Annotated in this window: 12 protein-coding genes; all 12 read right to left on the bottom strand. The window is 35.6% G+C overall.

Going from position 1 to position 23,858, the window contains the following annotated elements; genetic code table 11:
• Nucleotides 1-135: 135 nt before the first annotated feature.
• The 12 genes from NU08_RS09775 to NU08_RS09720 all read right to left on the bottom strand — a co-directional run bounded on the left by NU08_RS09775 (nt 136) and on the right by NU08_RS09720 (nt 23,775).
• A complete protein-coding gene (locus NU08_RS09775; RefSeq protein WP_129746950.1) occupies nt 136-1,998 on the bottom strand; it encodes a six-hairpin glycosidase in 1,863 nt (620 codons plus the stop codon).
• A gap of 133 nt (nt 1,999-2,131) precedes the next feature.
• Complete coding sequence (locus tag NU08_RS09770; protein WP_129746949.1) at nt 2,132-3,049, bottom strand: glycoside hydrolase family 43 protein; 918 nt, start codon at nt 3,047-3,049, stop codon at nt 2,132-2,134.
• A gap of 80 nt (nt 3,050-3,129) precedes the next feature.
• Entirely contained in the window at nt 3,130-4,698 is a 1,569-nt protein-coding gene (locus NU08_RS09765) for a glycoside hydrolase family 28 protein (RefSeq protein WP_129746948.1), read from the bottom strand.
• 239 nt (nt 4,699-4,937) lie between these two features.
• The gene (locus NU08_RS09760) at nt 4,938-6,341 is read right to left on the bottom strand and encodes a glycoside hydrolase family 140 protein (RefSeq protein ID WP_129746947.1); all 1,404 of its coding nucleotides are present in this window, start codon (nt 6,339-6,341) and stop codon (nt 4,938-4,940) included.
• 256 nt (nt 6,342-6,597) lie between these two features.
• Nucleotides 6,598-9,750, bottom strand: coding sequence for a DUF6298 domain-containing protein (locus NU08_RS09755; protein WP_242502527.1), 3,153 nt, complete (start codon nt 9,748-9,750; stop codon nt 6,598-6,600).
• 261 nt (nt 9,751-10,011) lie between these two features.
• The gene (locus NU08_RS09750; RefSeq protein WP_129746946.1) at nt 10,012-11,718 is read right to left on the bottom strand and encodes a polysaccharide lyase; all 1,707 of its coding nucleotides are present in this window, start codon (nt 11,716-11,718) and stop codon (nt 10,012-10,014) included.
• Between the two features lie 42 nt (nt 11,719-11,760).
• Nucleotides 11,761-12,444, bottom strand: a complete 684-nt coding sequence (locus tag NU08_RS09745; protein WP_129746945.1) for a DUF3826 domain-containing protein — start codon at nt 12,442-12,444, stop codon at nt 11,761-11,763.
• A 250-nt stretch (nt 12,445-12,694) separates the two neighbouring features.
• Entirely contained in the window at nt 12,695-14,407 is a 1,713-nt protein-coding gene (locus NU08_RS09740) for a polysaccharide lyase (protein WP_129746944.1), read from the bottom strand.
• 103 nt (nt 14,408-14,510) lie between these two features.
• The gene (locus NU08_RS09735) at nt 14,511-16,481 is read right to left on the bottom strand and encodes a RagB/SusD family nutrient uptake outer membrane protein (protein ID WP_129746943.1); all 1,971 of its coding nucleotides are present in this window, start codon (nt 16,479-16,481) and stop codon (nt 14,511-14,513) included.
• Between the two features lie 16 nt (nt 16,482-16,497).
• Entirely contained in the window at nt 16,498-19,875 is a 3,378-nt protein-coding gene (locus tag NU08_RS09730) for a SusC/RagA family TonB-linked outer membrane protein (protein ID WP_129746942.1), read from the bottom strand.
• A 674-nt stretch (nt 19,876-20,549) separates the two neighbouring features.
• Nucleotides 20,550-21,536, bottom strand: a complete 987-nt coding sequence (locus tag NU08_RS09725) for a pectinesterase family protein (RefSeq protein WP_129746941.1) — start codon at nt 21,534-21,536, stop codon at nt 20,550-20,552.
• Between the two features lie 220 nt (nt 21,537-21,756).
• Complete coding sequence (locus NU08_RS09720; protein ID WP_129746940.1) at nt 21,757-23,775, bottom strand: glycoside hydrolase family 127 protein; 2,019 nt, start codon at nt 23,773-23,775, stop codon at nt 21,757-21,759.
• Nucleotides 23,776-23,858 lie beyond the last annotated feature (83 nt).

Here is a 23,858-nt window from a genome sequence, read left to right as displayed (position 1 = left end):
ATTTTCTTTGTGTTTGATTTTTCGAATTTATACCGAAATATTAATTCGATTAATCTGTGAAATTATTTCAATCTGTGGCAAATAAATTTACGACCAGCGATTAAAATAATTCGTGAATTCGTGGCTATTTAATTTTTATAATTTTTTAGTCACCAAAGATTCAATATTGAATACTGCTTCTTGAATTTGTTTTCCGGTTTGAGGCAGATCGTCGTAATCGTCTATGTCTGGCGCTGTGTCTGGATTTGGATTATGTCTTTGCTCTCCTGTGCGGAACATAATTCGTTCAAAACCATCTGTTGGCGCATACAATATCTTTGTTGACTCTTTTTCGTCGTTTACTTTTACGGTGTACGAACGGTTTTTAGCGTCTAATTTTACCGCAACTTTGTACATTTTATTCGCCTCGTATTTTGCAATTGTGTTGAAACGTGCTCCCGTTTTTACTTTCAATTGTCCGTCGCTGTCAAAAACCAATCTTACGGATGGCAAACCTTGTTTATTTTGGAATTCAATCTGCAACAGACCATGATTATTCTGTTCTGGCATTACGGTAAAAACAGCTTCCATTTTTGCTGCGAACGGAATCACTCTCTCCACACGAGAATAATCAAAATAATCCTGATCTCTTAACGTCAGCCATTTTTTGCCATCGGCTTTCTTTTCGATTTTTGTTGATGCCCAAGAAAGATCGTACGTATTCCATAATTTTAATTCTTGTCCGTCTGGAAGGTTATTAAAAACGTCATTTACATTTTCCTTTACAACAGAAGTTACTGGAACAGGAATTGATGCCACCCAAATATCTTCTTTGTTCATACTGTACCCAACCCAGATTTTTCCGTCTGGCGGAGTTCCATTTTTCTCTGTGATTCCGCGAACATACTGAGGACCTGCAGATTTGTAGTTTCCGCCATAACGCATCGGACTTACTTCGCCATGAACCAATAAAAGATCTTTATAATTCAATCCGTCGTCACTTGTAGAAATTGCCAAAGGCCAACGGTATTCTGACGGATTATAAAGCGTTGCATAACGATTGTCTGATGTTTTTTGTCCCCAGATTTTAGCATTGCTGTTTACAAATCCTGGCGCACGCAATGGCATATAATCCCACGATTTTCCGCCGTCTCTGCTGATAGATGTTAAAGCATGTTTCCATAAACCAACAACATTTCCATTTGGCAAATGATAATAACTAAACGCTTTGTATGGTTTCTGCAACGGAATTAATTCGTCATCTCGATCGGCTTCTTCCACCCATTGCTGTAAAACTAACGGCTCTGATAAAATTTCTTCGCAGGCTTTCTTCAAACCTTTGTCTTTTGATGCGGTATAAAATGGGAATTTCGATTTCGTTTTATCCCAAGTTTTGTTATATCTGATGAAATAGATTTCGCCAAAACTTCCGTCTTTCTTGATTTCACGAATCACACGACCAATTCCTTTTCCGTCGTTTGGATCGTCTTTTTCATCCATTGCAATTCCGTAATACGCTAAAGCAAAAAGGCGGTTGTCTTTTGAGGTATAAAAACCCATTCTCTGGTGCATAATCGCATCCAAATTTTTGGCAACACCTTCAACGCCTTCTTTTTTCCATCCGTCAGGAATACGGTAAATTGGGAAAATCACTTCTGGTTTTGTCCACGTTACGCCATCTTTAGAAGTCATTAATAAAGTCTGACTCGGCGGAATATGTTCGCCCGAAGGATCGCTTAAATAATGCAAATAAAAAGTGTTATTCCAATACGCCATCATCGGCTGATGGTTGTACGTCCATCCAAAACCATCTGCTTTTTCTGGATGTTCACGGCTGGCACGCATGATTTGTGTGGCGTGAACTCCAACCGCAGGACTTAATTGTCCGTGATGATAATCGATGTTTGATAGTGTTTTGCCAACATAACGGACTGTGTCTTTCTGTGCATTTACAACGGTGCAAGCCAAAAGGATTGTGGCTGTGATGATGTTGGTTTTTATGTTTTGGAAAGTAATCATTTTATACTTTTTTTGTTTCACGCAGATTAGGCAGATTTTAGCTGATTTAATTTTAATCTTTCTGATTTTATACAGATTAAAAAATCTGCTTGATCTGCTTAAATCATTTTAAATCTGCGTGAAATTTTTTTTTCTATTTCTTTTCAATTAATCCCTTTAAAACGTCCGCTGAGATTGTTGTAATCGTTCCGTGTTTGTGTCCTTCGGGAAGGCTTATTTTGGAGGATACATCTTCAAAATGAACAAAATCTGTTGTGCTTAACGCTTTATAATTTTTTGAACCGTAATTATCATAATACAACAGCCAGTTTTTATCGACTTTCACTACTGTTGGACCTTCAGATAAATATTCTGTCAAAGGCGCTGAACTTTTTTGAAACGGTCCTAAAGGTGATTTTCCGAAAGCTACTTTTATGTTTCGCATGGGTCTTGTATTGTCTTTCAAAACTAAAACATAATCTTTTTTGCTTTTCTTGAGAATCACGCAGTCTATTACGCTGAAACCTGGATCGTAATATAATTTTGTATCTGAAAACATTTTGAAATCCTTAGTCGTTACATAATACATTCTATGGTTGTTTTTCTCCTCTTCAACACCTTTTGGATATCTAAACGGAATTGTAGATGCCCAAATAATAATGTATTCTTTTTTCACATCATCATAAAAAATCTCCGGCGCCCAAACGTTTACTACTTCTGGCTCATTCTTCATGACTGGAATATATTGCTGTTCAGACCAATGAATTAAGTCTTTTGAACTTGCATAGCCAAAACCATTTCCGCCTTTCCAATCGGTTGTCCAAACCATGTGATAGGTTCCGTCTGCTCCTTTTGTGATGGACGGGTCACGCATGATTTTACTGGCTCCGATTTCGGGTTTTAAAAACGATCCTTCCAATCCTTTCCAATTGTAACCGTCTTCGCTGTATGCCAAATACAAACCTTCTGTTGCAGGTTCTCTAAACGACGTAAAAAGATATAAATCTTTCTTTTTTTGCGAATAACTAATCGCAAAAAGTGAAAGGGTTACTATGATGAATATTTTTTTCATGATATAAAATTGAACACTAATTTCACTAATTATCACGAATAAAAATTGATGTAAATTCATGAAATCTGTGTTATTATACTCTATTCTGTAATTGCTTTTTTATCTAAAGAAGCTCCTTTTTTGATTTTCGTTGTTACGTTGTTTAAAACATTGTTTTTTAAAAAAATGTTTTTAGTTTCTTTTCCATCAGCTTCAATAAAAATATCAGTTAGATTGAATGGAAAATTATTGTTGATTAACGCATTCGAAACATTATCTAATTTGATAACTGGAACTCCTTTTATCGCTGTTGAAGATCCTACATTGTCTAAAATTACATTTTTTGAATCTGAGATTTTGAAAGACGAACCAACGGTTGCGTTTACTTTTACATCGTGAAATTCAACATCTGTTGCTGTGCTTACCGTAAATCCTTCTTTTCCATCCATATTGATGTTAGAGAAAGTGATATTTTGAATTGGCATTTCAGTAATTCCTAAAATCTGTCCGGCTTTGTTTACGTTTGAAGCCGTAATATTGCTCATGTGGATGTTTCTGAAAATCGGCGTTTTCTCGGTTACAGGTTCAACTGTAGTTCCCTTATCGTAGAAAAGACTTAAAACGATGGCTTCTTCTTTGATGTTTTTCATGACAATATTATCGACACGAATATCTTCTACAACGCCACCTCTTCCACGAGCCGACTTAATACGGATTCCACGATCTGTTCCGTCAAAAACACAGTTTGAAATCGTGATTTTTTTGATTCCACCCGACATTTCGCTACCGATAACCACTCCGCCATGACCGCTTAACATCGTACAATTTGTGATTGTTACATTTTCTGTCGCTTTTCCATATTTACGTCCGTCTCCGTCTCTTCCTGATTTGATAGTAATACAATCGTCGCCAACGCTAATATGGCAGTTTGAGATATGAACATTGGTGCATGAAGAAGGATTGATTCCGTCTGTATTTGGCGAATGCGGATTGAAAATAGAAATTCCTGTAACCGTTACATTATCACAGAATTCAGGATTGATTGTCCAGAAAGGCGAATTTTGAAACGTAACACCTTCAATTAAAATGTTTTTGCAGTTGTAAGCCTGAAAGAAAGAGGGTCTAAAAAATTTCTTATCGACTGTTCTTTTATAATATGGTTCAGTGTAAAGACCTTTATTTTGCTCTTCCCACATCGTTTGATATTTGGTTGGAGGAAGGGGTTCTTTTGCTGTTTCTATTCGATAAACTTCGTTCCACCATGCTTTTCCTTGTCCGTCGATTACGCCTCTTCCTGTAATGGTGATATTTTCTACATCTTTTGCATAAAACAAGGGTTGGAAACTTTTCATTACAATTCCTTCGTAACGCATTTCTACATAAGGAAGAAAATCATCGAAGTTCTCTGAAAACTTTAAAAGTGCTCCAGAATCTAAGTGAATTGTAATGTTGCTTTTTAGTGTTAAAGCTCCCGTTAAATATTCTCCTGCAGGGAAAAAGATGGTTCCTCCGCCGTTTTTAGATGCTTTTTCGATAGCATTCTGAATGGCTTGAGTGCATTTTATTCCTTTGTTGTTCCCGCCTTCTTTTAGGATGTTTATCCAACCGTCTTGTGCAAAAGTGGTGTTTAATCCTGTTATGAAGCAGAGTATTATTAGTATATTTTTCATAGTTGTATTTTTGGTTTCACGCAGATCTTGCAGATTTTGGCAGATCAACGCTGATTTATATTTTAAAAATATCTGCAGAATCTGCTTAAATCTTTTTAAATCTGCGTGAAATATTTTATTCTTATTTTTTGTCATTTCGACGAAGGGGAAATCTCACTAGAAATTACGTAAAGTAATTCTCCAATCTTTGTCGATTCTCGAGTGTGATTCCTCGTTCCTCGGAATGACAAACTGAGTGGTTACTTTGACTTCAAAATCAAAACCCAGTCATTGCCATCTTCTTTTTTACCTTCTGGTTGAAAATTCTGAGTCCCTTTGTTATCAAATGTTCCGATTTTAGTTTTCTTACCATTTCTTGGATTGTACCAACTTGCTTCGAATTTATCCCCAGCAATTTTTCCAAGTTTTACTTCTATTATTCTTCCGTTGTACGTGTATAATAAAGCGTATTTTTCTCCTCTTATGGCTGGAATATAATCATATTTCTCGCCTTGGTTTACTACTAAAGAAACATCTGGCACTCCTTCTAAAAATGGTACTTCTTCCATTAATTTCTTAATATAAACCATTTGTTTTGCTCCGGGAGCATTGATGGCTGATGTCCATAATTCTTTGTTTCCGTACGCTGGTTTATCACCTTTTCTGAACATTTGCATTACGGCATTGTGTCCGTATGTGTAACCTGCCCCACCTGATAAAACCGACCAATATCCGTAACGGCGAACGTCGTTTGCTGTCCATTTTGGTTGTAAAGTATCGTGCAAACCGTGTGGAATTCCTTCGTAAGATGGTTCTCCATCAAGTGTAGGTTTTGTTGGTTTTAATTCGAAATCTCTAAGGACAAACTTGTAATTGTCTTCTTTGAAATTCGTTTTTGATGAATCCTGATCGTATCTTCTATGTCCTGATTGAAACATATTGAAATCCAGCCATTTTTCATTATGAAAATTCTCTGAAGAATCGGTTCTTCCAAACGGGTGAAAAGTCACTAACTGGTTTCGATTGTTGCTTTTTAAAGTATTCCCGATCACATTCCAAATATCCTGAAATTCGTTTCCGTGTGTGTCTCCACCGTTTAACCAGATTAGGTTGGTTCTGTTTTTATATCTGTCGGCCAAGAATTTAGCGTAAACGGTTGCTTGTTCTTTGCTTACTTTATTTCCTTTTGAGACGTTGGTTCCCCAAACTGGAACCATTGCTAAGTAAATTCCGTTTTTCTGAGCCACGTCTAAAGTATAATCTACATGATCCCAGTAATCGTATTGCTTCGCATCTTTGAAATCATTTCCAGCCGTAATCAACGGTTTTGAAACGTCTTCGTTAATTAAAGCCGAAGCGCCATAAACGTTAACGGCATTGATGTTATGCAAAACCATGACCTGAACTACATTAAATCCTTTGTCTTTTCTGTCTTTAAAATATTTCTCAATTCCTGCTCTATCCAATTTTCCAAATGCCAACCAGCCTGTGTCGCCTAGCCAGAAAAATGGTTTTTCGTTTTCGGTAACAAAATAATGCTGATTTTTAGATACTTTGATTTCAGGCAGAGATGCTTTTGTTCTAGCAGATTGCGAAAATCCGCTTTGTGCTGTAAACATAAAGCTTATACAAAGAGCGTATAAAGATTTAATTTTCAGATTCATTTTGGGTTGTTTTTGAATTTATGTTTTTTGGTTTTTAGCCACGAATTCACGAATTTTTCTTTTATAATCATTGTGTTTTTATTTCACGCAGATTCTGCCGATTTTGGCAGATTTGCGCAGATCTAAATTTTAAAAAATCTGCTTAATCTGCTTTAATCTTTTTAAATCTGCGTGAAATTTTTTTTACTCTCGCAGATTTGGCAAATTAAACAGATTTATTTTTTTAATTAATTCGTGAATTCATGGCTATTAACTTTTACTTTCTTGCTACAAAAAGCACTTTTTCTTTTATTTCGGCTTGTGGAATTGTGAATTGTTTTCCTCCGCTGATGTTGGCCTTTTTTGTTGTATTTCCTGTCGTTGCATTAATTGCAAATACTTCAAATGTTCCTTTTTCATTTGATAAATCGATTGTGATATCCTGATTATTTTTTAAATAGAAAAGATAACTTTTTCCTTTGTTTTCTAATTTCCAAAGATTATCTGAAAACGTATTGCCGTCAACTAATTTCATTTCGCTTAAAGCGGCATAAAATTGAGGCAATTCAATTTTCGGAATGTTTGGCAATGAAGCTCCTGCCATTAAAGCCGGCCATGCAAATCTTGAAGAACCGTCTGTTGAATATAAAATGACTTTTTCCGGATATTTTTCTCGGTATTCACGAACTGCACGATAAACTTGATTATCGGTTTCTTTTCCGGTTTTTAGTTTTCTGGCATGCTGTCTTGGTGCTAAATTAACTCCGCCTTGCGGTGCATAAGCAGAACCGTCTTCTTTATAATACCAATAACGAATGTCGATTACATCAACTGTTTTTACTCTTTTGGCATCATTCAAAATAGCATCCTGAACATCTTTTGTCGCGCTTAAACCAATTAAACCTTTTTTACCAGTTTCATCTTTCCATTTTTGAGCTTGGTCTAACCAAAATTCCATAAAGTGTAATGGACCTGTATATTCGGCACTTGTGAGTTGAATTACATTGCTGTTTTCCTGAAAGTTCTCAAATGATTTTCTAATGAAACCTTCGTGTAATTTTCTCCTTTGAGCATTCGTAATATCATAAAACTGCTCCGCCATGAAAATGCGTTTGTCTCCTGCATAAGGTGGAGGTTCTGGAAATCCTGTGCTGTTAATATTGTTTGCAGAACGCCAAGGTGAACTTGCCCAGTGTGCTCCAGCTTCTAAAATATTATGCTGAAAATATTGCTGATTGATTAACAATTGTCCGTTTGGTTCTGCTAATGTTGCAAACTGCGCTAAACGACTCCAGTACCAATCATTGAATTTTGTTAAATCATATTTGCTCAAATGATCCCAAGCAAAATCTTTTCCGCTTCTTGCAAAAGGCTGTTCGTAAAACGGAGGCCAAACATCATCATCGACTCTGCGAACGCGTTCGTGATCGTCCATTCTTCTGTCGTACCATAATCCGTAATTATGTTCTAAAGCAACGATATTATTTTTAGTCAAATAATCTACCGTTTCCTGCACTTTATCTGTTAATCCGTTTCCTGTTCTTCCTGGAACGAAACGAGTAATGTGTGGTGTAGATTTGTTTACGAAATCATCACTTAAATCACCTCTCCACCATGCTACATTGGTTTGTTTTCCTGCAATTACTTTTCCATCAAAAGTTAACCAACCATTTACTGTGATTACTTTTGAAGTCGATTTTTTTGTTTTATTTGGAACAACTTTTATATCGTTTGCATTTTTTAAACCTTTACTGTCTGTGTTTATCGGATTTGCTTTTGAAGCTTCTACAATCAATTCTTGTAAACTTTTTGCTGTCGTTGCCGAGTTTTTAGTCAATTCCGCAGCTACTTCTATACTCGGACTTGAAGAAGCTTCTGAACCTAAATCATAAATAAAAGGTTGAACTGGAAGTTTTCCTAATCTGGCTTCTAACTGTGTGTAGAATAAACTTCTTGGACTAATATGTTCGTTTACGTTTTTCCAATGTCCGTTTCCTCCAAATTGTCCCCAAACTCCAAATGCCCAGTTTTGCGCTGTTGGCGGACTATAACATTCTACTTTTGATGCTGATGATTCCCAAATTACAGAATTCGCTGCTGTCCAACCTGCACCTCTTCCGCCTTGTTCTCTGTTGTTATAACTTAAAGATTTCCCATCGATATTGGCAATGTCAAATAAAACTCCAGTTGCCCAGCTTCCGATTGCACCGCTGTTTTCGAATGGTAAATGCGATTCGCACTGAACAAACGCATTTGGACCCGTTGTTCCAAATCCGCCCACGGCGAAATCATGATATCCAAATTCTGAATAACAGCGTTGGAATAAAGTCTGCTGACCTTCTGTATAAAAAGTATGTCTTCTAAATGAAGCAATCTCTGAAATCGGTTCAGTTGCAATACAATCTTCAACAGTTACTTGTTGACTTGTTTTTAAAACCGTAACGGCTCCGCCTGCAAAATGTTTGAAATTAACCTGTTTCACCCAAGCATTTCTTGCGTTTTCAATACTGATTGCCTGCCAACGGTGTTCTTCATCTTTTAAATTTGAAGGATTGTAAGTTGATTTTATTAAGATATTTTCAATTCCGATATGTTCGATTCTTCCTGCCCATGAATAAACAGTTACTTTTGAAATTCCGAAAACATCATCCAAAGACATTGTAATTGGAGCGTTAACTGTTACTTCATTTCCGTTTATTTTAGTTACGACACGATTCCAAGTTGTAGTCCAATCGCCTTTTTTCCAGCCAATCCAAGAAGTTTCTCCGCCGAAATCCTGCATGTTTACTTCTTTAATGAAATTATCCGTTAAAGGTTTACTGATTTCGATTTCGTCTCCAACTTTTAATTTTGATGTGTTTTTTAATTGGATTTTCTGAGTTCCAAGCGGCGTATAAGCATTCGCAAATTCAAATGAATCTTTATACACTTTATCACTTTCACCTAAAACTCTAATTAAAGCTTCTCTTTCTAATCCAATTCCTAAAAGTACGGTTCCGTTTTCAGTATTTCCGCTTCCTCTTAAAACTACTCCTGATTTTTTGATGTATAATGTTCCGCTGATTTTAAAAATTCCTTTATCTAACAAAACTGCTCCTCGAAAACCAGTTTTATCTGGTTTTAATGCGCTTACATAATCAATAGCGTTTTGGATTTTCTGCGTTGCATCTTCTTCTTGTTTGGAAACAAAAATCTTGTTTTCCAGATTCGGAATCGCAACTTCAGAATTTCTATATCCTGCAAAAGAAAAATCTGGGATTTGATTACCTTGATTATCTGTTGTGAAAGAAAGTTTTCCTTCTTTGGTTTTTACGATATCTGGGAAATTATTTTGGGCTGTGATGTTTATACTGAAAAGCATCGCCAAACCAGATAAAACTATTTTATCTTTTTGAAGAGAGATTGTATTTTTTAACTGGATAAAATTCACCTTATTATTTTTTTAGACTTTAAAATTAAACCATATAAGTAATATAAGCTCATATAATTTTTAGGTTTGTCTTTTTCCACAATCTTGTCATTTCGACGAAGGAGAAATCTTCGTTAGTAGCTCCGCATGCTTGATAGACTTTGTGTTAATTTCTTGCGAAGATTTCTCCTTCGTCGAAATGACAAACTAGATGGACATTCTTTTTGTACTTAAACCTGACAGGTTTTAAAAACCTGTCAGGTTTGCGTTGAGAATACTTTACTATTGCAATAATGATTTCAATTTCGCCAATGTATCTGTATTGTTTTCCATTTTCGTCCAATCAACTTTACTGTTTGGATCGATTCCGTTAAAATACTTTTCAATGTTTGTATAACCGTCTCCGTTTGCGTCTTTATTTGCATCTGAAGGATCATTCGGATTTAAACCGTATTTCTTTTCCCAAGCATCCGGAATTCCGTCATTATCAGAATCTTTATAGGCTTTTCCTTTATAAGTTGGATATCCTCCCACTTGGTCAGGATGTGTAATAATTCCTTTTTTATAAGAATCGGCAGGTAATCTTCTTTTGATATATTCTTTTCCAATTGAATTTTCTAAACCGTCTTTTACTTCGATTTTTCCTGTACGAACTTGTTTTAGGATTCTTTCGTCAACTGCATCTCTTTTTGGGATTGTAGCTCCAACATTTGCTAAAACAAATTCGTATGCTTCTTCAGCTTTCATAATTTTGAATTCTGGCATTGAAAAAGGTTTTGGCTGTTTGATTGCCGCTAAAAATTCCTTTGTTTCAGCTTCAGGAAGATTTTCCAATTGTACTCCGCCATTCCAATTATCTGCTGTAACTTCTGGTGAACCTACAATAAAGTTTCCTGAAACGTAAGCTCTTCCATATTGTTTTGGTTCAATATAACCCGATTCCGGTTTTACGATTCTATATGAAATTGGCTCGTTTTGCGGTGTAATTGGTCCTGGTTTAAAATAGTTGTTGATGATGTTCAACATTGAACGATAATCACCGCCGTCCAGCGTACGATTCCACCAATTGAATACTACGTTATTCACAAAATTAAAGTCGCCATACATTCCAATAGAAGCATTTCTAGAAATGTTGTCCGCCCATAAGTTGCGCATAAAAGTACTATTTAATCCGCCGATTGTACTTCCAAAGGCATGATTGTACGTATCTAAACCTTCTGATGAAATCGTGTTTTGAATCGTAATATTACAAGCAGGAAGTTTTTCCAGTTTTGATTTTGCATTAGCTGCAAATTGATGTCTGTACAAAGAAATATTTTCGTCTAATCCCCAGCTCACAGAACAGTGATCTACAATGATATTTCCCATTGGATTTCCGCCCAATGCATCATCCCTTCTGGTAACTTCGGTAGCGCCACGACGGAAACGCATGTGTCTGATAATAACATCGTGCGTATCGATTTCTAAAGTTTCTCCTGCAATGCAAATTCCATCACCAGGAGCCGTTTGTCCAGCAATTGTAACGTAAGGCGCACGCATGCTGATTCTTTTTTTCAACTGAATGATTCCTGAAACGTTGAAAACGATTGTTCTCGCTCCAACTGCTTCGCAGGCTTCACGAAAAGTTCCTTTTCCGCTGTCTTCTAAACTCGTAACTACAAATATTTTTCCGCCACGTCCACCTTGTGTATATGCTCCACCGCCTTCAGCACCTGGAAAAGCAGGAATATCAGCAAAAACAAAATCTTTTGGATACGAAGCCCAAGGTAAATAAGGTTTTCCTTGCTTTGCTTCTTCTTTGATTATATGCAGATTAGCGTTCCAGATTTCACTCAGCCTTTTTTCTTCGTCAGCTAAGATAGCATCAGCTTTTGCTTGAACATCTTTTGGAATTACAGGATATTGGGCATAAGCCGACGAAACAAGCGAACAAAATGAAAAAGCTATTAATGTTCTCTTTAAAGTACGGTTGGGAAAAATATTTTGCATTAAATTGTGGTGTAGTTAATAGTAGTTAGTTTTTGAGAGGTTTTACTCTTTTGAAGTAGTATCTTTTGCTTTCTCTCTTTCTTCAATACGTTTGTGCCAATCAGCACTTTCTTTATTTAAATCGTAACCTTGTTTTGATAAATAGTTGTTGATTCTTCCTTTGTACTTACCAAACCAGCCGTGTTTTTCTTTAGATGAACCAGCATCCATTGCATGTTCTCTGGCTTCAACTAAAGCTTTGTAGATATAGTCTTTTTGTTCTGCTGTTAAATTTGGAAGCATATCATTATAACCTGCCACTGTGATTGGAAGCACACCATACGTCATTCCGTCTTTAACCTCAGTAATTTTGTCTTCAGATAATTCTTTACCTAATTTTTTGATATAAGATTTGTGCAGTTTCGCAATTGATTCGTCTGCTTTTGCTTTTAATTTATCAATCTTTTCGTTTTGTTTTTCTTTAGCTAAAGAAGTATCTTCTTTTACTTTTTTGATTTCAGCATCTCTTCCGTCCTGAATTTCAGTTAAATCTCTAAACTGCTGAGCGATGATGTTTGAAACTGCTTTTTCTTTTGCTTCGTTTTTCAAATCTAATTTGGTAACGATTTTTGTGGCTCTTTCGTTGGTAACTTTTACATATTCAGGATCTAAATGCTGTTGTGCATTTAAACTTGAAAATGCGAAAACCAGCGATAACAAGCATATGTTTATTTTATTTAGTGCCATTGTCTTTCTTTTTTAGTTACTTTTTTAACTCAATCATAAGGCCAACGGCCTTTAAGCAGTACCATAGGATAAAACCCTATGAATTACAAATTACAAATCATATAGCAAAGCCCTGAAAGGGCGTAAGCCTTTGCCCATATTTCATTAATTGCTTTCGCCCTTTCAGGGCTTTTTTCTTTATTCTCTAATACATAGGACTTTGTCCTATGTTAGTGCTTTGAGCCTTTCAGGCTCTTCTTCAAAATATTCCTTATTTTAAGTCTAATAAAGGTCTAACTAATGTTTCTTTATTATTAGCTAAATCTTTCCAGTCCACTTTTATCGCAGGATTTACACCGTTGATATAATCTTCGATATTAGTGTATCCATCTCCGTTTAGATCTCCTTGTGCATCAGATGGATCATTTGGGTTTAAGCCATATTTTTTCTCCCATGCATCAGGCATTCCATCTTTGTCTGTATCTACATAAGGTTTTCCTTTGTATTCCGGATATCCGCCAACTTGAGATATATCTGTAATGATTCCTTTTTTATAAGAATCCATCGGCAAACGTCTGTGTTCAAATTGGTAGAAAGTCTTTTTCTCTAATCCCTTTGCATATTCTGGAACTCCAGTTTTTACAGTTCTTACGATTCTTTCATCTACTTTATCTCTTATTGGAAGAGTCGCTCCAACATTTTTAAGAACAAATTCATAAGCGTCTTCAGCAGTCATAAATTTGTTGAACCATGGCATTGGGAAAGGTTTAGCTGCTTTCATTTTAGCAAAATACTCTTTTGCTTCGTCATACGTCATTAATTCACCTTTCTTATTCTCTAACTGAATTCCACCGTCCCAGTTGTCTTTAGTCACTTTTTCGTTTCCGTTAACCACGTTTCCGTTTACATAAGCTCTACCAAAAACCATATAAGGCAATTTACTTCTTCCCGATTCTGGTTTTAAGATTCTGTAGCTAATTGGCTGAGTCAAATCGGTTACTGGACCTGGTTTGTAGAAGTTGTTGATGATGTTATAATTAGCAGTATAATCTCCACCATCTGTAGATCTGTTGTACCAGTTGAAAACTACGTTATTTACAAAGTTGAAAATTCCGTTCCAACCGATAGAAGGGTTTCTTCCTGCATTGTTTGCCCACATATTTCTCATGAAAGAGCAATTTTCTCCACCTAAAGTACTTCCGAAAGCGTGATTGTAAGTATCCAGAGCTTCTCCGAATAAACTGTTTTGGATGGTAATATTTACCGTTCCCACCTTAATATCTGGATAACCTGGTCCTGGATTGTACATGTGTCTGTAGATTGACATGTTTTCGTCTAATCCCCAAGTTGCAGAAACGTGGTCAATCATAATATTTCCAACAGGATTTCCTCCGATTGCATCATCACGACGTCCTACGAAAGTTTCTCCACGACGGAAACGTACGTGTCTGATAATTACATCATGCGTATCAATCCAAGTTGATTCTCCTGCTATACAAATACCGTCGCCAGGAGCTGTTTGTCCAGCAATTGTAATGTATGGCGCACGAATAATCAACGGACTTTTCAATCTGATAATTCCAGCAACATTAAATACCACTATTCTCGCTCCTCCTTGTTCGCAGGCTTCACGCAAAGTTCCCGGTCCACGATCTTCCAAACTTGTTACGGTGTACACTTTTCCGCCACGGCCTCCAAATGTGTACATTCCGCCACCTTCGGCACCTGGGAAAGCTGGAATTTCAGCCTGAGGCAAATCAGTTGGACGTGATGCCCATGGAATGTATGGCTTTCCATGTTTAGCTTCTTCTTCGATAACTACTAAAGCTTTTGCCCAAGCTTCATCAGAAAGTCTTTGAGCTTCTTCTTTAATTGCTTTTTCCTGAGCCTGAACTTCTGGACTTATCTTCGGATATTGAGCAAAACATTTTGCGCTTCCCAAAAAAAGCAGAGATGATGCGATAAATAATGCGGAATTTTTCATGTTAATTTCTAGTTGTGGTAATTCTTTTTAAACAAATCACCTGTATCATTTGACGAATACAGGTGAAAAGCTTGATATAAAATTCTGTTTCTTAATAGTTAAATTATTCTTGGTAGTTGAAAGTTCCATTAGATCCTCCATTCCATCCAATAGTTTGTTGTAACCAAGGATTCTGAGTTAGGATACTAGTATGTAATCCCATTATATAATAATTCGGATTAAACTTAATTTGTACTGCAACGTTATTTACATTATCCATTGGGGTCAATAAATTAGTGAATACAAAGTTATTTGTATAAAAAGCTGCCAAATCATCTAGTTGAGTACTAAAATTAGCCGAATCTGGATCAACACTGATTGATCCGCGAACACTTTTTAAAGGATCGTTCTTTGTGGCAGTATTTTTATATTGCAGGTAGAATCCTGTGCGTTGTGTTCCATTGATAGGTGTTAAACCTAATTTAGTTACAGTACCACCACTAGTTCCTGCAAGAGCTTCGTTACTATAAAGCATCCAACGTTGTACATCCCAGAAACGTTTTCCTTCGTATGCTAATTCTACTCTTCGTTCATATAGACAAGCGGCAATAGCTGCATATTTATCCGCCAAAATACCTATTCCGTAATTATTGGTTGCAGGAATTCCAACACGAGCTCTAATTTTTCCTAAATAACTGATTGCATTACCAATGTCACCTTTTGCAGCATAGCATTCAGCAATATTTAGCAATAATTCTGCATAACGATATTCCATGATATTAGTAACAGAATACTGAAAACTACTAGCATTTGATGCTGTTACATTTGACATTTTTCTTACAAATGCCGGGCTATTTTCCTGATTGTTATCACTAAAATATGGTTTGTCTTTATCAGATCCGTCTAACCAACGGTAAGACCAGGCTACACTGTTTGCATCTTCAGCATATCCCCATTTCATTCCGGAAAAGGCAAATGTTCTATAAAATCTAGGGTCACGTTTTTTAAAGAATAAGAAAGGATCGTAACCATTTGCAGCTGTCGGTTTTGATCCGTCAGACATTGGAAACAAATCAATCATTTCCTTAGGAGCTTCAAAAGCCCCAGTACCACCTTGGCTAACCAAACGCATAGCTTTTTCCCAAGAATTGTTGTTACTTACTGCAACAGTTGATCCGTTTCCTAACAATTGAACCACAATTGCTTCTTTATTAAAACCTTCAACTTTAAACATCTCATCCCATTGTTTGGCATTGCTACCATATAATCCATAGCCATCAGCTGTCAATTGAGCTTCTGCTGCCAATCCAGCTTGTAGTGCTGCTTCCCATCTTTCTGTAGAACCATCCCAGTTTTTATTAAATAATGGACTAGCATAAGTTAACAATACTCTAGCTTTTTGCGCCATTGCAGCTCCCTTTGTAAAACGACCATAATCAGCACCAGCATCTGGCCAGTTACCTGGCAATAATGAAGCCGCCATATCTAAGTCTGCTACAATTTGATTTACCACTTCAGTAACTGAAGCTCTTGGCAGTTTTATTGCCTCATTAGCTGAAGACGCGGCTTGTACAGTTGTCACAAGAGGTATACCTCCATAGATGCGCATTAAATCAAAATATTGAACGGCTCTTAGATAATACACTTGCCCTTTTGCACGATCACGGAATGTTTTGTCTAATGTAGATCCTTTAACATCAATATCCTCTAAAAAACTATTACAGTCTCTGATACGATTGTAAGGTTCATTTTTAATTTTATCTTCCAATTTTGTTCCAAAATAATTAGTCGCATCATCTGAATTTACTAACGTTTTGGTTGGATTGACAAGATCCTGAATTCCGCCAATCTCTTCTGTTAATCTAGAGTATGAATCATTGTACTGACCTACCAAGGTTGCTAAAGGCGACTTATACGCATAGAAAAAGTCATAATATAAATTGTTTATATACCAATTTGTACGCTCTTGACTTTCATAAAATGAATCGTCAACTTGTCCAAAATTTTTCTTGTCTTCAAGAAAATTATCACTACATGAAGCACTAACTATAAGTAATACCGCAAGAGTTAATATTGAGTTTATTCTTAGTTTCATAATTACTTATTTTTTATTAGAATGACACACTTAAGTTAACAGACCAAGTTCTCAAAGTTGGATAAGTATCATACGATGAATCATACATATTACGATAGTGATTAGGATATGGGTTGTAGAAATCCCAAAGATTATTTCCAGTTACACCGATCGCTAAACTACTAATGTTTAATTTATTTAAAACGTCTTTTGGCAAACCATAACCTACTGTTAAGTTTCTAACAAAACAACGGAAAGTATCTAACTGCCAGAAGTTTGAAGGAGCACCAACCAATTCGTCGTCATAAAGCGCTAAATTTGGGTATTTACCATTTACATTATCTGGTCCATACATGTCTGTCCAGTAGCTTTCATGAGCCCACATATTGTGCGCAGAAGATGTACCTTGTTTTACAACATCAAGTTCACGGAATCCTCCCCAAGAAGTAGAGATCTGAGTTCTTGCATAAAATCCTTTGTATTTCATACCTAAATTGGTTGTAAAACCATAAGTTCTGTTTACATTGACTAATTTCTGATAATCTAAATTTTTATCAATTCTTCCATCAGGTCCAGCTTGTTCTCCAGTTGTAGGATCAAATGCACCACCAACATCTTCATATGCTAACATACCTTTAACCATGCCTGATACGCTAGTAATTTTATTAAAACTAGGTGTTGTACCAGCTGCTGCAGCTCTTTCTGATAAATAGGCCCAGTAGTTTGCGATATCTTCATCTGTACGTAAAATTCCGTCTCCTGTAGAAGTTCCGTTCCAAGTTTTGAACCCCCAGTATGGGAAGAAAGAAGAAGAGCCTGTTTGAGTTACATTAAATGACGGATGTTGCAAAGCTTGATCTGGATATTTTTTTACTTTGTTATCTGAGTATCCAAAGTTTACTCCAACATTATAACTAAAATCATCTTTGATTTTATCACTCCAGTTCAAACTTACCTCAAGTCCCCATGCATCAACAGCAGCGTAGTTTTGTTCAGCAAAACCACCACCAACTGAAATTGGCACACCAACAGCACCTGCCATGTTAGTTAACATATCTGTTGTTCTATCGTAATAGAAATCAGTACTCATTTGTAATCTATTTTTCAATACATTAATATCAAGTCCAATATTATTTTTGATTGTTGTATCCCAACCAACATTTCTATTTGGGTTTACTTTTGGAGTAACTCCTCCTCCTAGAGATCCTCCTGTATTACCTGTTCCAAATACAGCACCTTTGTCTACAATAACATCATAATATTGCATCCATCTCCAAGCCTGTACGTTATCTTTTCCTGTTTTACCTATAGAATATCGCAGTTTCAAAAAGTCTATGCCTGGTAATGCTTTAGTAAACCAGTCTTCTTTAGACATAATCCAACCTGCTTGAAGTGATGGGAAAAATCCCCAATAGTTTTCAGGAGCGAATTTTGTTGAAGCATCACTACGGAAAAGAAATTCTAATAGATATCTAGACTTAAAACTGTAATTAAATCTTCCTAAATATGAAAGTGTTCCTGATTCTCCTTTTGTATTAATAGAGTTAGAAGAAATTACACCAGCTGTTTGATATGTCCCTCCATAATCTTTTCCAGTTTGTTCATATGCTAAGCGTGTAGTTCTGTACTCAGCTTCTGTACGCTCCATACCAAACATAGCGCCAACATCATGATTACCAAAAACTCTTGCATAGTTAGCAAAAAAGTTAGCTTGATTATTTCTGCTAAGAGAAGTATTATAATATACACGAGAGTTACGAACATTGGTGTCAATTTGGTAATAAGGATCAACGCCATTGTTTGTAGTAGATGGAACTGCAGCACTTGCTAAGTGCATATCAGCTTTTTCATATCCAACAATTCTAGCCAAATCAAATGGCAGCTGAACTTGTTCGGTATATCCTGTGCTTTCGGTTCTTGCAAAAGTACCTTTAAGAGACAATCCTTTCACAAAAGGAACTTTATAATTTAAAGACATATTCACATTGTATGAGAAATCATCTGAAACTTGCTTAGAACCATTGTTTAAAGTTGCAAAATAATTCCAACCTGCAATTGTAGTGTTAGCATTTGCGCTTCCTAAAGTCCTTGTTGTTTTAGGAAAAGGAGACATATAATACTCTTTGCCATCGACTACCGTTTCCCAAGGAATATATTTTGGCATGTGCAATAAATATCCGTAATCGGCTTGCTCACCTCCACCAGCAATACTTCCATAACTGCTATCATTAATGTTAGCTGACGCTTTTGTAAATGATTTTTCTATATCGCCTGAATTAGTAGAAATTGCTGCTGAGAAATCTAATGAGTTCGAGATCTTAGCATTAATACCCGTTCTAAAATTCCATTTCTGGTAATCTTGAGATCCTAAGTTTGCTCCTTGCGTAAAATAGTTAAGACCTGCAAAATATGTCATTTTTTCATTACCTCCAGTAACAGTTAAAGTATGCTTATCTTGAGTAGCAGGTCGCCAAGCTTCTTTTAACCAATCATAATTTAGGCCTTTCATTTGCTCTAATTCAGAATCTGAAAAATAACCTACTCCATTATTACTTAAATTTTTAACTGATAAAAATCTATTAGACCAAACCCCATACTCATAAGCGCTCATAGTTTTACTATGGCTAACAGCGTCATTTACTGCAAATTGGCTATAGTATGAAAATTTGGTAACTCCCGCTTTACCTCTTTTTGTTTTCACAACAATTGCACCTTGAGAAGCACGAGAACCATAAATAGCAGCCGAAGCATCTTTTAATACTGTAATACTTTCTATTTCTGAAGGATCTAAACGGTTAAAAGCATCTAAAGTAGGGAAACCCGATACTGGATCTACCTGTACCATATCATCAATAACAATTAATGGTGTATTAAATCCTCCATCTTTAGAGAAACTAAAAGTTTGACGAATCTGTAACGAAGCAGCATCACCAGGGCGTCCACCTCCATCTATAACAGCTAATCCAGGAACTAATCCTTTCAATGCGTCTGATAAATTAGAAACTGGCAAATCCTGAACATCTGCAGCATTAATCGTCGCAATTGCCCCTGTAAGTTTTTCTTTTTTCTGAGTACCGTAACCTACTACAACTATATTTTGAAGTTCGTTTGAATCTTCAGATAACTTAGCATCAACTATAGTACGTCCATTAATAGCAATTTCTAATTTTTTCATTCCTATAAATGAAAACACCAAAGTAGCGCCTGGTTTCACTTTAATTTGATACTTACCATTAAAATCTGTTGTAACTGTATTCTTTGTAGATTTCTCAGTTACGTTTACTCCAGGAAGAAGACCAGATAAATTATCGGTAACAGCTCCCGTTACAGTAACTTGATTACTTTGAGCATAACTCAATACACTCATCAGTGTAAACAAAAGAAAACTACATCTTTTTATAAGTGCTTGTTTCATAAATGTTTTTTTGGTTAGGTTATTAATGTTAGTTAGTCATGTTTAATGTGTCTCGTCTATAACAAAATTTTCTTAATGGAATCTTAAATTAATTTTATTAAATGTTTAAAACACATTTATTTTAATATTCCAAAAATATGATGATGACACATTAGAACCGTCCTGCTCTATCCTGTTTTAATCGTATAATCTCGAAAAAAAAGCGACTAAAAAAACAATATTAATAAAAAACGAATGGAAAAAATAGATGAACCAAAATATTTAAGACAAATGTTTGATTAAAACAAAATTTAAAAACCCATTTTGATTAAAAAACAACAAGATTATTATTAAAAACAAGCATCTGCTGTGTATTTTTCAAAACTTAACAATATCCTATCTGATATTTAAGCGCTTAGAAAACTCTAATTTTTACGAAAACGATAGAGATAATTGTGGCAATTGCACTTATTTCACGATAAAAAACCTACAAATTATAATACAGGATACCAGCAGGATTACTTAAAAAAACATTAAATAAATTTTAGTAAAAAAAATAATTTTTAAAAGTAAATTCTGACCAACAAAATTTAAACGTTCTTTTTCTATCTATAGTTATAGAAAAAATTAAACGGAAAGCCCACTAATATTGACATTAGTGGGCTTTCCGTTGATCCATTTTAATTCAGCATTAACTATTGAATGAGATTCCATCCATTTAAAACTAAATCTCTATTATATTTCTTAGTATCCTCTTTCTTTAATTGATACGACCATGAAACTCGTTGAGACACATATTTAGCACTCGTTCCTTTGCTTCCATATTCAGCATAATAAGCTGTTTTATCTTTGTCAGGAAATCTAGTATCAATCCAGGCATTCCAACCTTCAGGAATAATATGGGAACCTAAATCTGTATTAATAAAAACAGTTTGTGCATAAGGTCTCCAAGGTCTTCCTAAAAAAACTTTGTCTACAGATTTGTCTTTTGCAGTGAGCTTACAATCTGTAAAAACAAAACCATAAGCTTGTCCTTGCGGAGTTGAAGCTGCCGTAATATAAGAATTCGTTAAACTTTCAATTGTACACTTATAAAAATACGCTGTTGCAGCTCCAAAAATAAAATCGGTTGTACCGTTGATAAAACAGTTTTCAAAATACGTACGAGTATTTCCTTCTGATAAATAAAGCGTGTCCTGATTTCCTAAAAGATTACAGTTCTTCACAATAACCCGATCGCTTTTTATATGAAGAGCTACCGCCTGTCCTACTCTTCCCGCTGTATTTTCAATTGTAAGATTTTCTAATGTACAGTCATTACCTTTAATTAAAAAAGAGTAAGATGTTGAAGTTCCAAACTCCTTTTTTCCTGATGGATCTGGTTCGCGAAGCGGTTTTCCTGAATAATCATCAAATGAAATTATCGTTTTACTGCGATCTGTTCCTTTTAAAGTAATGAAAGATTTTGAAGCAGGAATTTCTAATTTCTCGACATACTTTCCTGGTTTTATAGTAATTACAACTCGTTTTTCTGAATTGTCTTTGACATTATTTATCGCTCCCTGAATGGTTTTAAAATCTCCTGAACCATCTTGAGCAACGGTTAATACAAGTTTGTTATCGAGCGTTTGGGCTGATAAAGAAAGTGTTGTTATTAAAAATAGAGTTACAATATATTTCATATGTTTTTTGTTTACTCGTCTTCTTTTTGTCATTTCGAACGTAGAGAGAAATCTCCGCAAGTAGCTCTACAAAGATTGGCTTTTCGTTGCGGAGTTACTTGTGAAGATTTCTCCTTCGTCGAAATGAAAAACTGAACGATTAATATCTTTGACAAAAATTTAAAAATCCGTTTTAATCCGTGTTTTGCCAAGGGCAATCCGTTTCATCCGTGTCCAAAATTTAATGCGACATCCAAACCGTCATCTCTCCCTGCCCTTTGTTTCCCCATGCAAAATACGGAATCAATTTTACTTGTACGGTATTTTCATTTTTAGCAGAAAGCGGTTTGTACAACGTTTTGTCCCATGAATTATTAGCATTTATAACGGCATCAGCATCAATGCTCATTAAACTTCTATTGTTTAATGTAAACGGATTCGTTGTAAATTTCGAATTCAATTTTAAAGCCACATCATTCACACTAATTTTAGCTGGCAATTGATCAGATTCTAAACAATACACCAAAGGTCCTCTTTTTACAGCAACTTGATTTTTAACTTCTTCTACTAACGGATTCGCTTCCATCAATTCAACTGGCATCGGAATATTCAATTCAATTACATCTCCTTTTTTCCATTTCTGATTCAATTTGAGATAACTTCCAGAAACGATTTTATCGGTAATCTTTGCATTATTTATCGAAACTTCCGCATTTTGACTCCAACCCGGAATTCTCAAAAAGAAAGCCTGCAGATCTTTTGGAGTTTTTATGATTTTCAACGCTATTTTTCCGTCCCACGGATAATTGGTTTGCTGTTCAATCTCTAAAGATTCTCCGTTTAATGTTTTTGTATTCAAAGTATTGCTCCCGTATAAATTTACATACAAACCTTCTTTTGAAAGATTATAAGCGTAATTTCCAATCTCGGCAACTGTTCTGGTTACGTTTGGCGCACAGCAGTTGGATAAAGCGATATAACCTTCACGCACATTTCCCCATCTTTGATGAAACGGCAAATCATTTGAAACATTCAATGGATTATTATAAAGGAATTTTTCTCCCTCTAAATCCATTCCTGAAAGTACACTGTTGTAAAGTGCCAATTCTACAATATCAGCATATTTGGCATCTCCAGTAATTTGAAGCATTCTCCAATTCCATAAAACGTTTCCAATATTAGCGCAAGTTTCTGTGTGAGCGGTTGCATTTGGCAATTGGAAAGGTCTTCCATAAGCTTGATGAATTTTCTGAACGACAGATGGATCATAAGAAGTTCCGTCTGGAGAAACTCCATCGTATAAAGAGCCACAGCCTCCTGTAATGTACATTTTACGGTACGTTACATCATCCCAAATCGATTCTAAATTATCTAGTAATTTCTTTTCTCCCGTTTCGGCATACAAATCGGCAACTCCGGCATAAAGATAATTTGCTCTTACAGCGTGCCCCATTGCAGTTGTTTGCTGTCTAAACGGAACTCTGTCCTGATTATCATCAGTTCCGTCATTTGTAGTTCCTCTAATATCAATTAGATTATTAGCCAATTCTAAGTATTTCGGATTTTTTGTCGTTCTGTACATTTCGACAATTCCCATGTAATGAGACGGACAAATGGCATTTCGAGCCAATTCTGGTGAAGCTTTTTTATAGAAATCATACAAGAAATCGGCAACACCTTTAGCGATATTCAGGAAATTTGTTTTTCCTGTCGCGCGATAATGAATACAAGCTGCAGTCATTAAATGTCCCATATTGTATTTCTCAAAACCCAGTTGTTTTTTAACTTCTTCTGGGCCTAAAGTTCCCCAACGTTCATCAATTAAAACTGGAGTATGGATATAACCGTCTTTGCGCTGTACTTTCGCGAAAAGCGCAATAGCCTTATCCATTTCGGCATCGAGTTTTTTATCTTTTGTAACGGCATACGTTGCTGCCATTCCTTCAAAAATCTTATAAAAATCACCATCATGAAATGAAGGCCCTTTAAAAGTTCCTTTACTCAAACCTGCCGCAATTTCGAAGTTTTTGTAAGCATGCGAAACTTCATCGTTATGATACAAATCCCACATGTACGGCAAGGTATTTTTGGTTTCTACATCAAATTGTTCTTTCCAAAATCCGTTTATCCATTTTACATCCTGTAAACCAATACTTTGTAATTTAGAATACGGACTTTCTGAATTGGCAACTAAGCCTTTGTTCTGCGCAAAGATTACGGTTGAAAGAAATAATGATGATATGATGATGTTCTTTTTCATTTTGAATTTATTTTTTTTGCCACGAATTACACGAATTGCACTAATTTTTCTTTTTTTAGCCACAGATTAAAAAGATTAAAATG

This window comes from Flavobacterium anhuiense (genome assembly GCF_004151235.1).
Taxonomy (GTDB): domain Bacteria; phylum Bacteroidota; class Bacteroidia; order Flavobacteriales; family Flavobacteriaceae; genus Flavobacterium; species Flavobacterium anhuiense_A.
Note: the sequence above shows the minus strand (reverse complement) of the source record. Positions and strands in the feature narration are given on the sequence as shown.

Coding starts and splice junctions, on each gene's coding strand:
- NU08_RS09775 (WP_129746950.1), bottom strand. CDS start 1,998: ATGATTACTTTCCAAAACATAAAAACCAACATCATCACAGCCACAATC.
- NU08_RS09770 (WP_129746949.1), bottom strand. CDS start 3,049: ATGAAAAAAATATTCATCATAGTAACCCTTTCACTTTTTGCGATTAGT.
- NU08_RS09765 (WP_129746948.1), bottom strand. CDS start 4,698: ATGAAAAATATACTAATAATACTCTGCTTCATAACAGGATTAAACACC.
- NU08_RS09760 (WP_129746947.1), bottom strand. CDS start 6,341: ATGAATCTGAAAATTAAATCTTTATACGCTCTTTGTATAAGCTTTATG.
- NU08_RS09750 (WP_129746946.1), bottom strand. CDS start 11,718: ATGCAAAATATTTTTCCCAACCGTACTTTAAAGAGAACATTAATAGCT.
- NU08_RS09745 (WP_129746945.1), bottom strand. CDS start 12,444: ATGGCACTAAATAAAATAAACATATGCTTGTTATCGCTGGTTTTCGCA.
- NU08_RS09740 (WP_129746944.1), bottom strand. CDS start 14,407: ATGAAAAATTCCGCATTATTTATCGCATCATCTCTGCTTTTTTTGGGA.
- NU08_RS09735 (WP_129746943.1), bottom strand. CDS start 16,481: ATGAAACTAAGAATAAACTCAATATTAACTCTTGCGGTATTACTTATA.
- NU08_RS09730 (WP_129746942.1), bottom strand. CDS start 19,875: ATGAAACAAGCACTTATAAAAAGATGTAGTTTTCTTTTGTTTACACTG.
- NU08_RS09725 (WP_129746941.1), bottom strand. CDS start 21,536: ATGAAATATATTGTAACTCTATTTTTAATAACAACACTTTCTTTATCA.
- NU08_RS09720 (WP_129746940.1), bottom strand. CDS start 23,775: ATGAAAAAGAACATCATCATATCATCATTATTTCTTTCAACCGTAATC.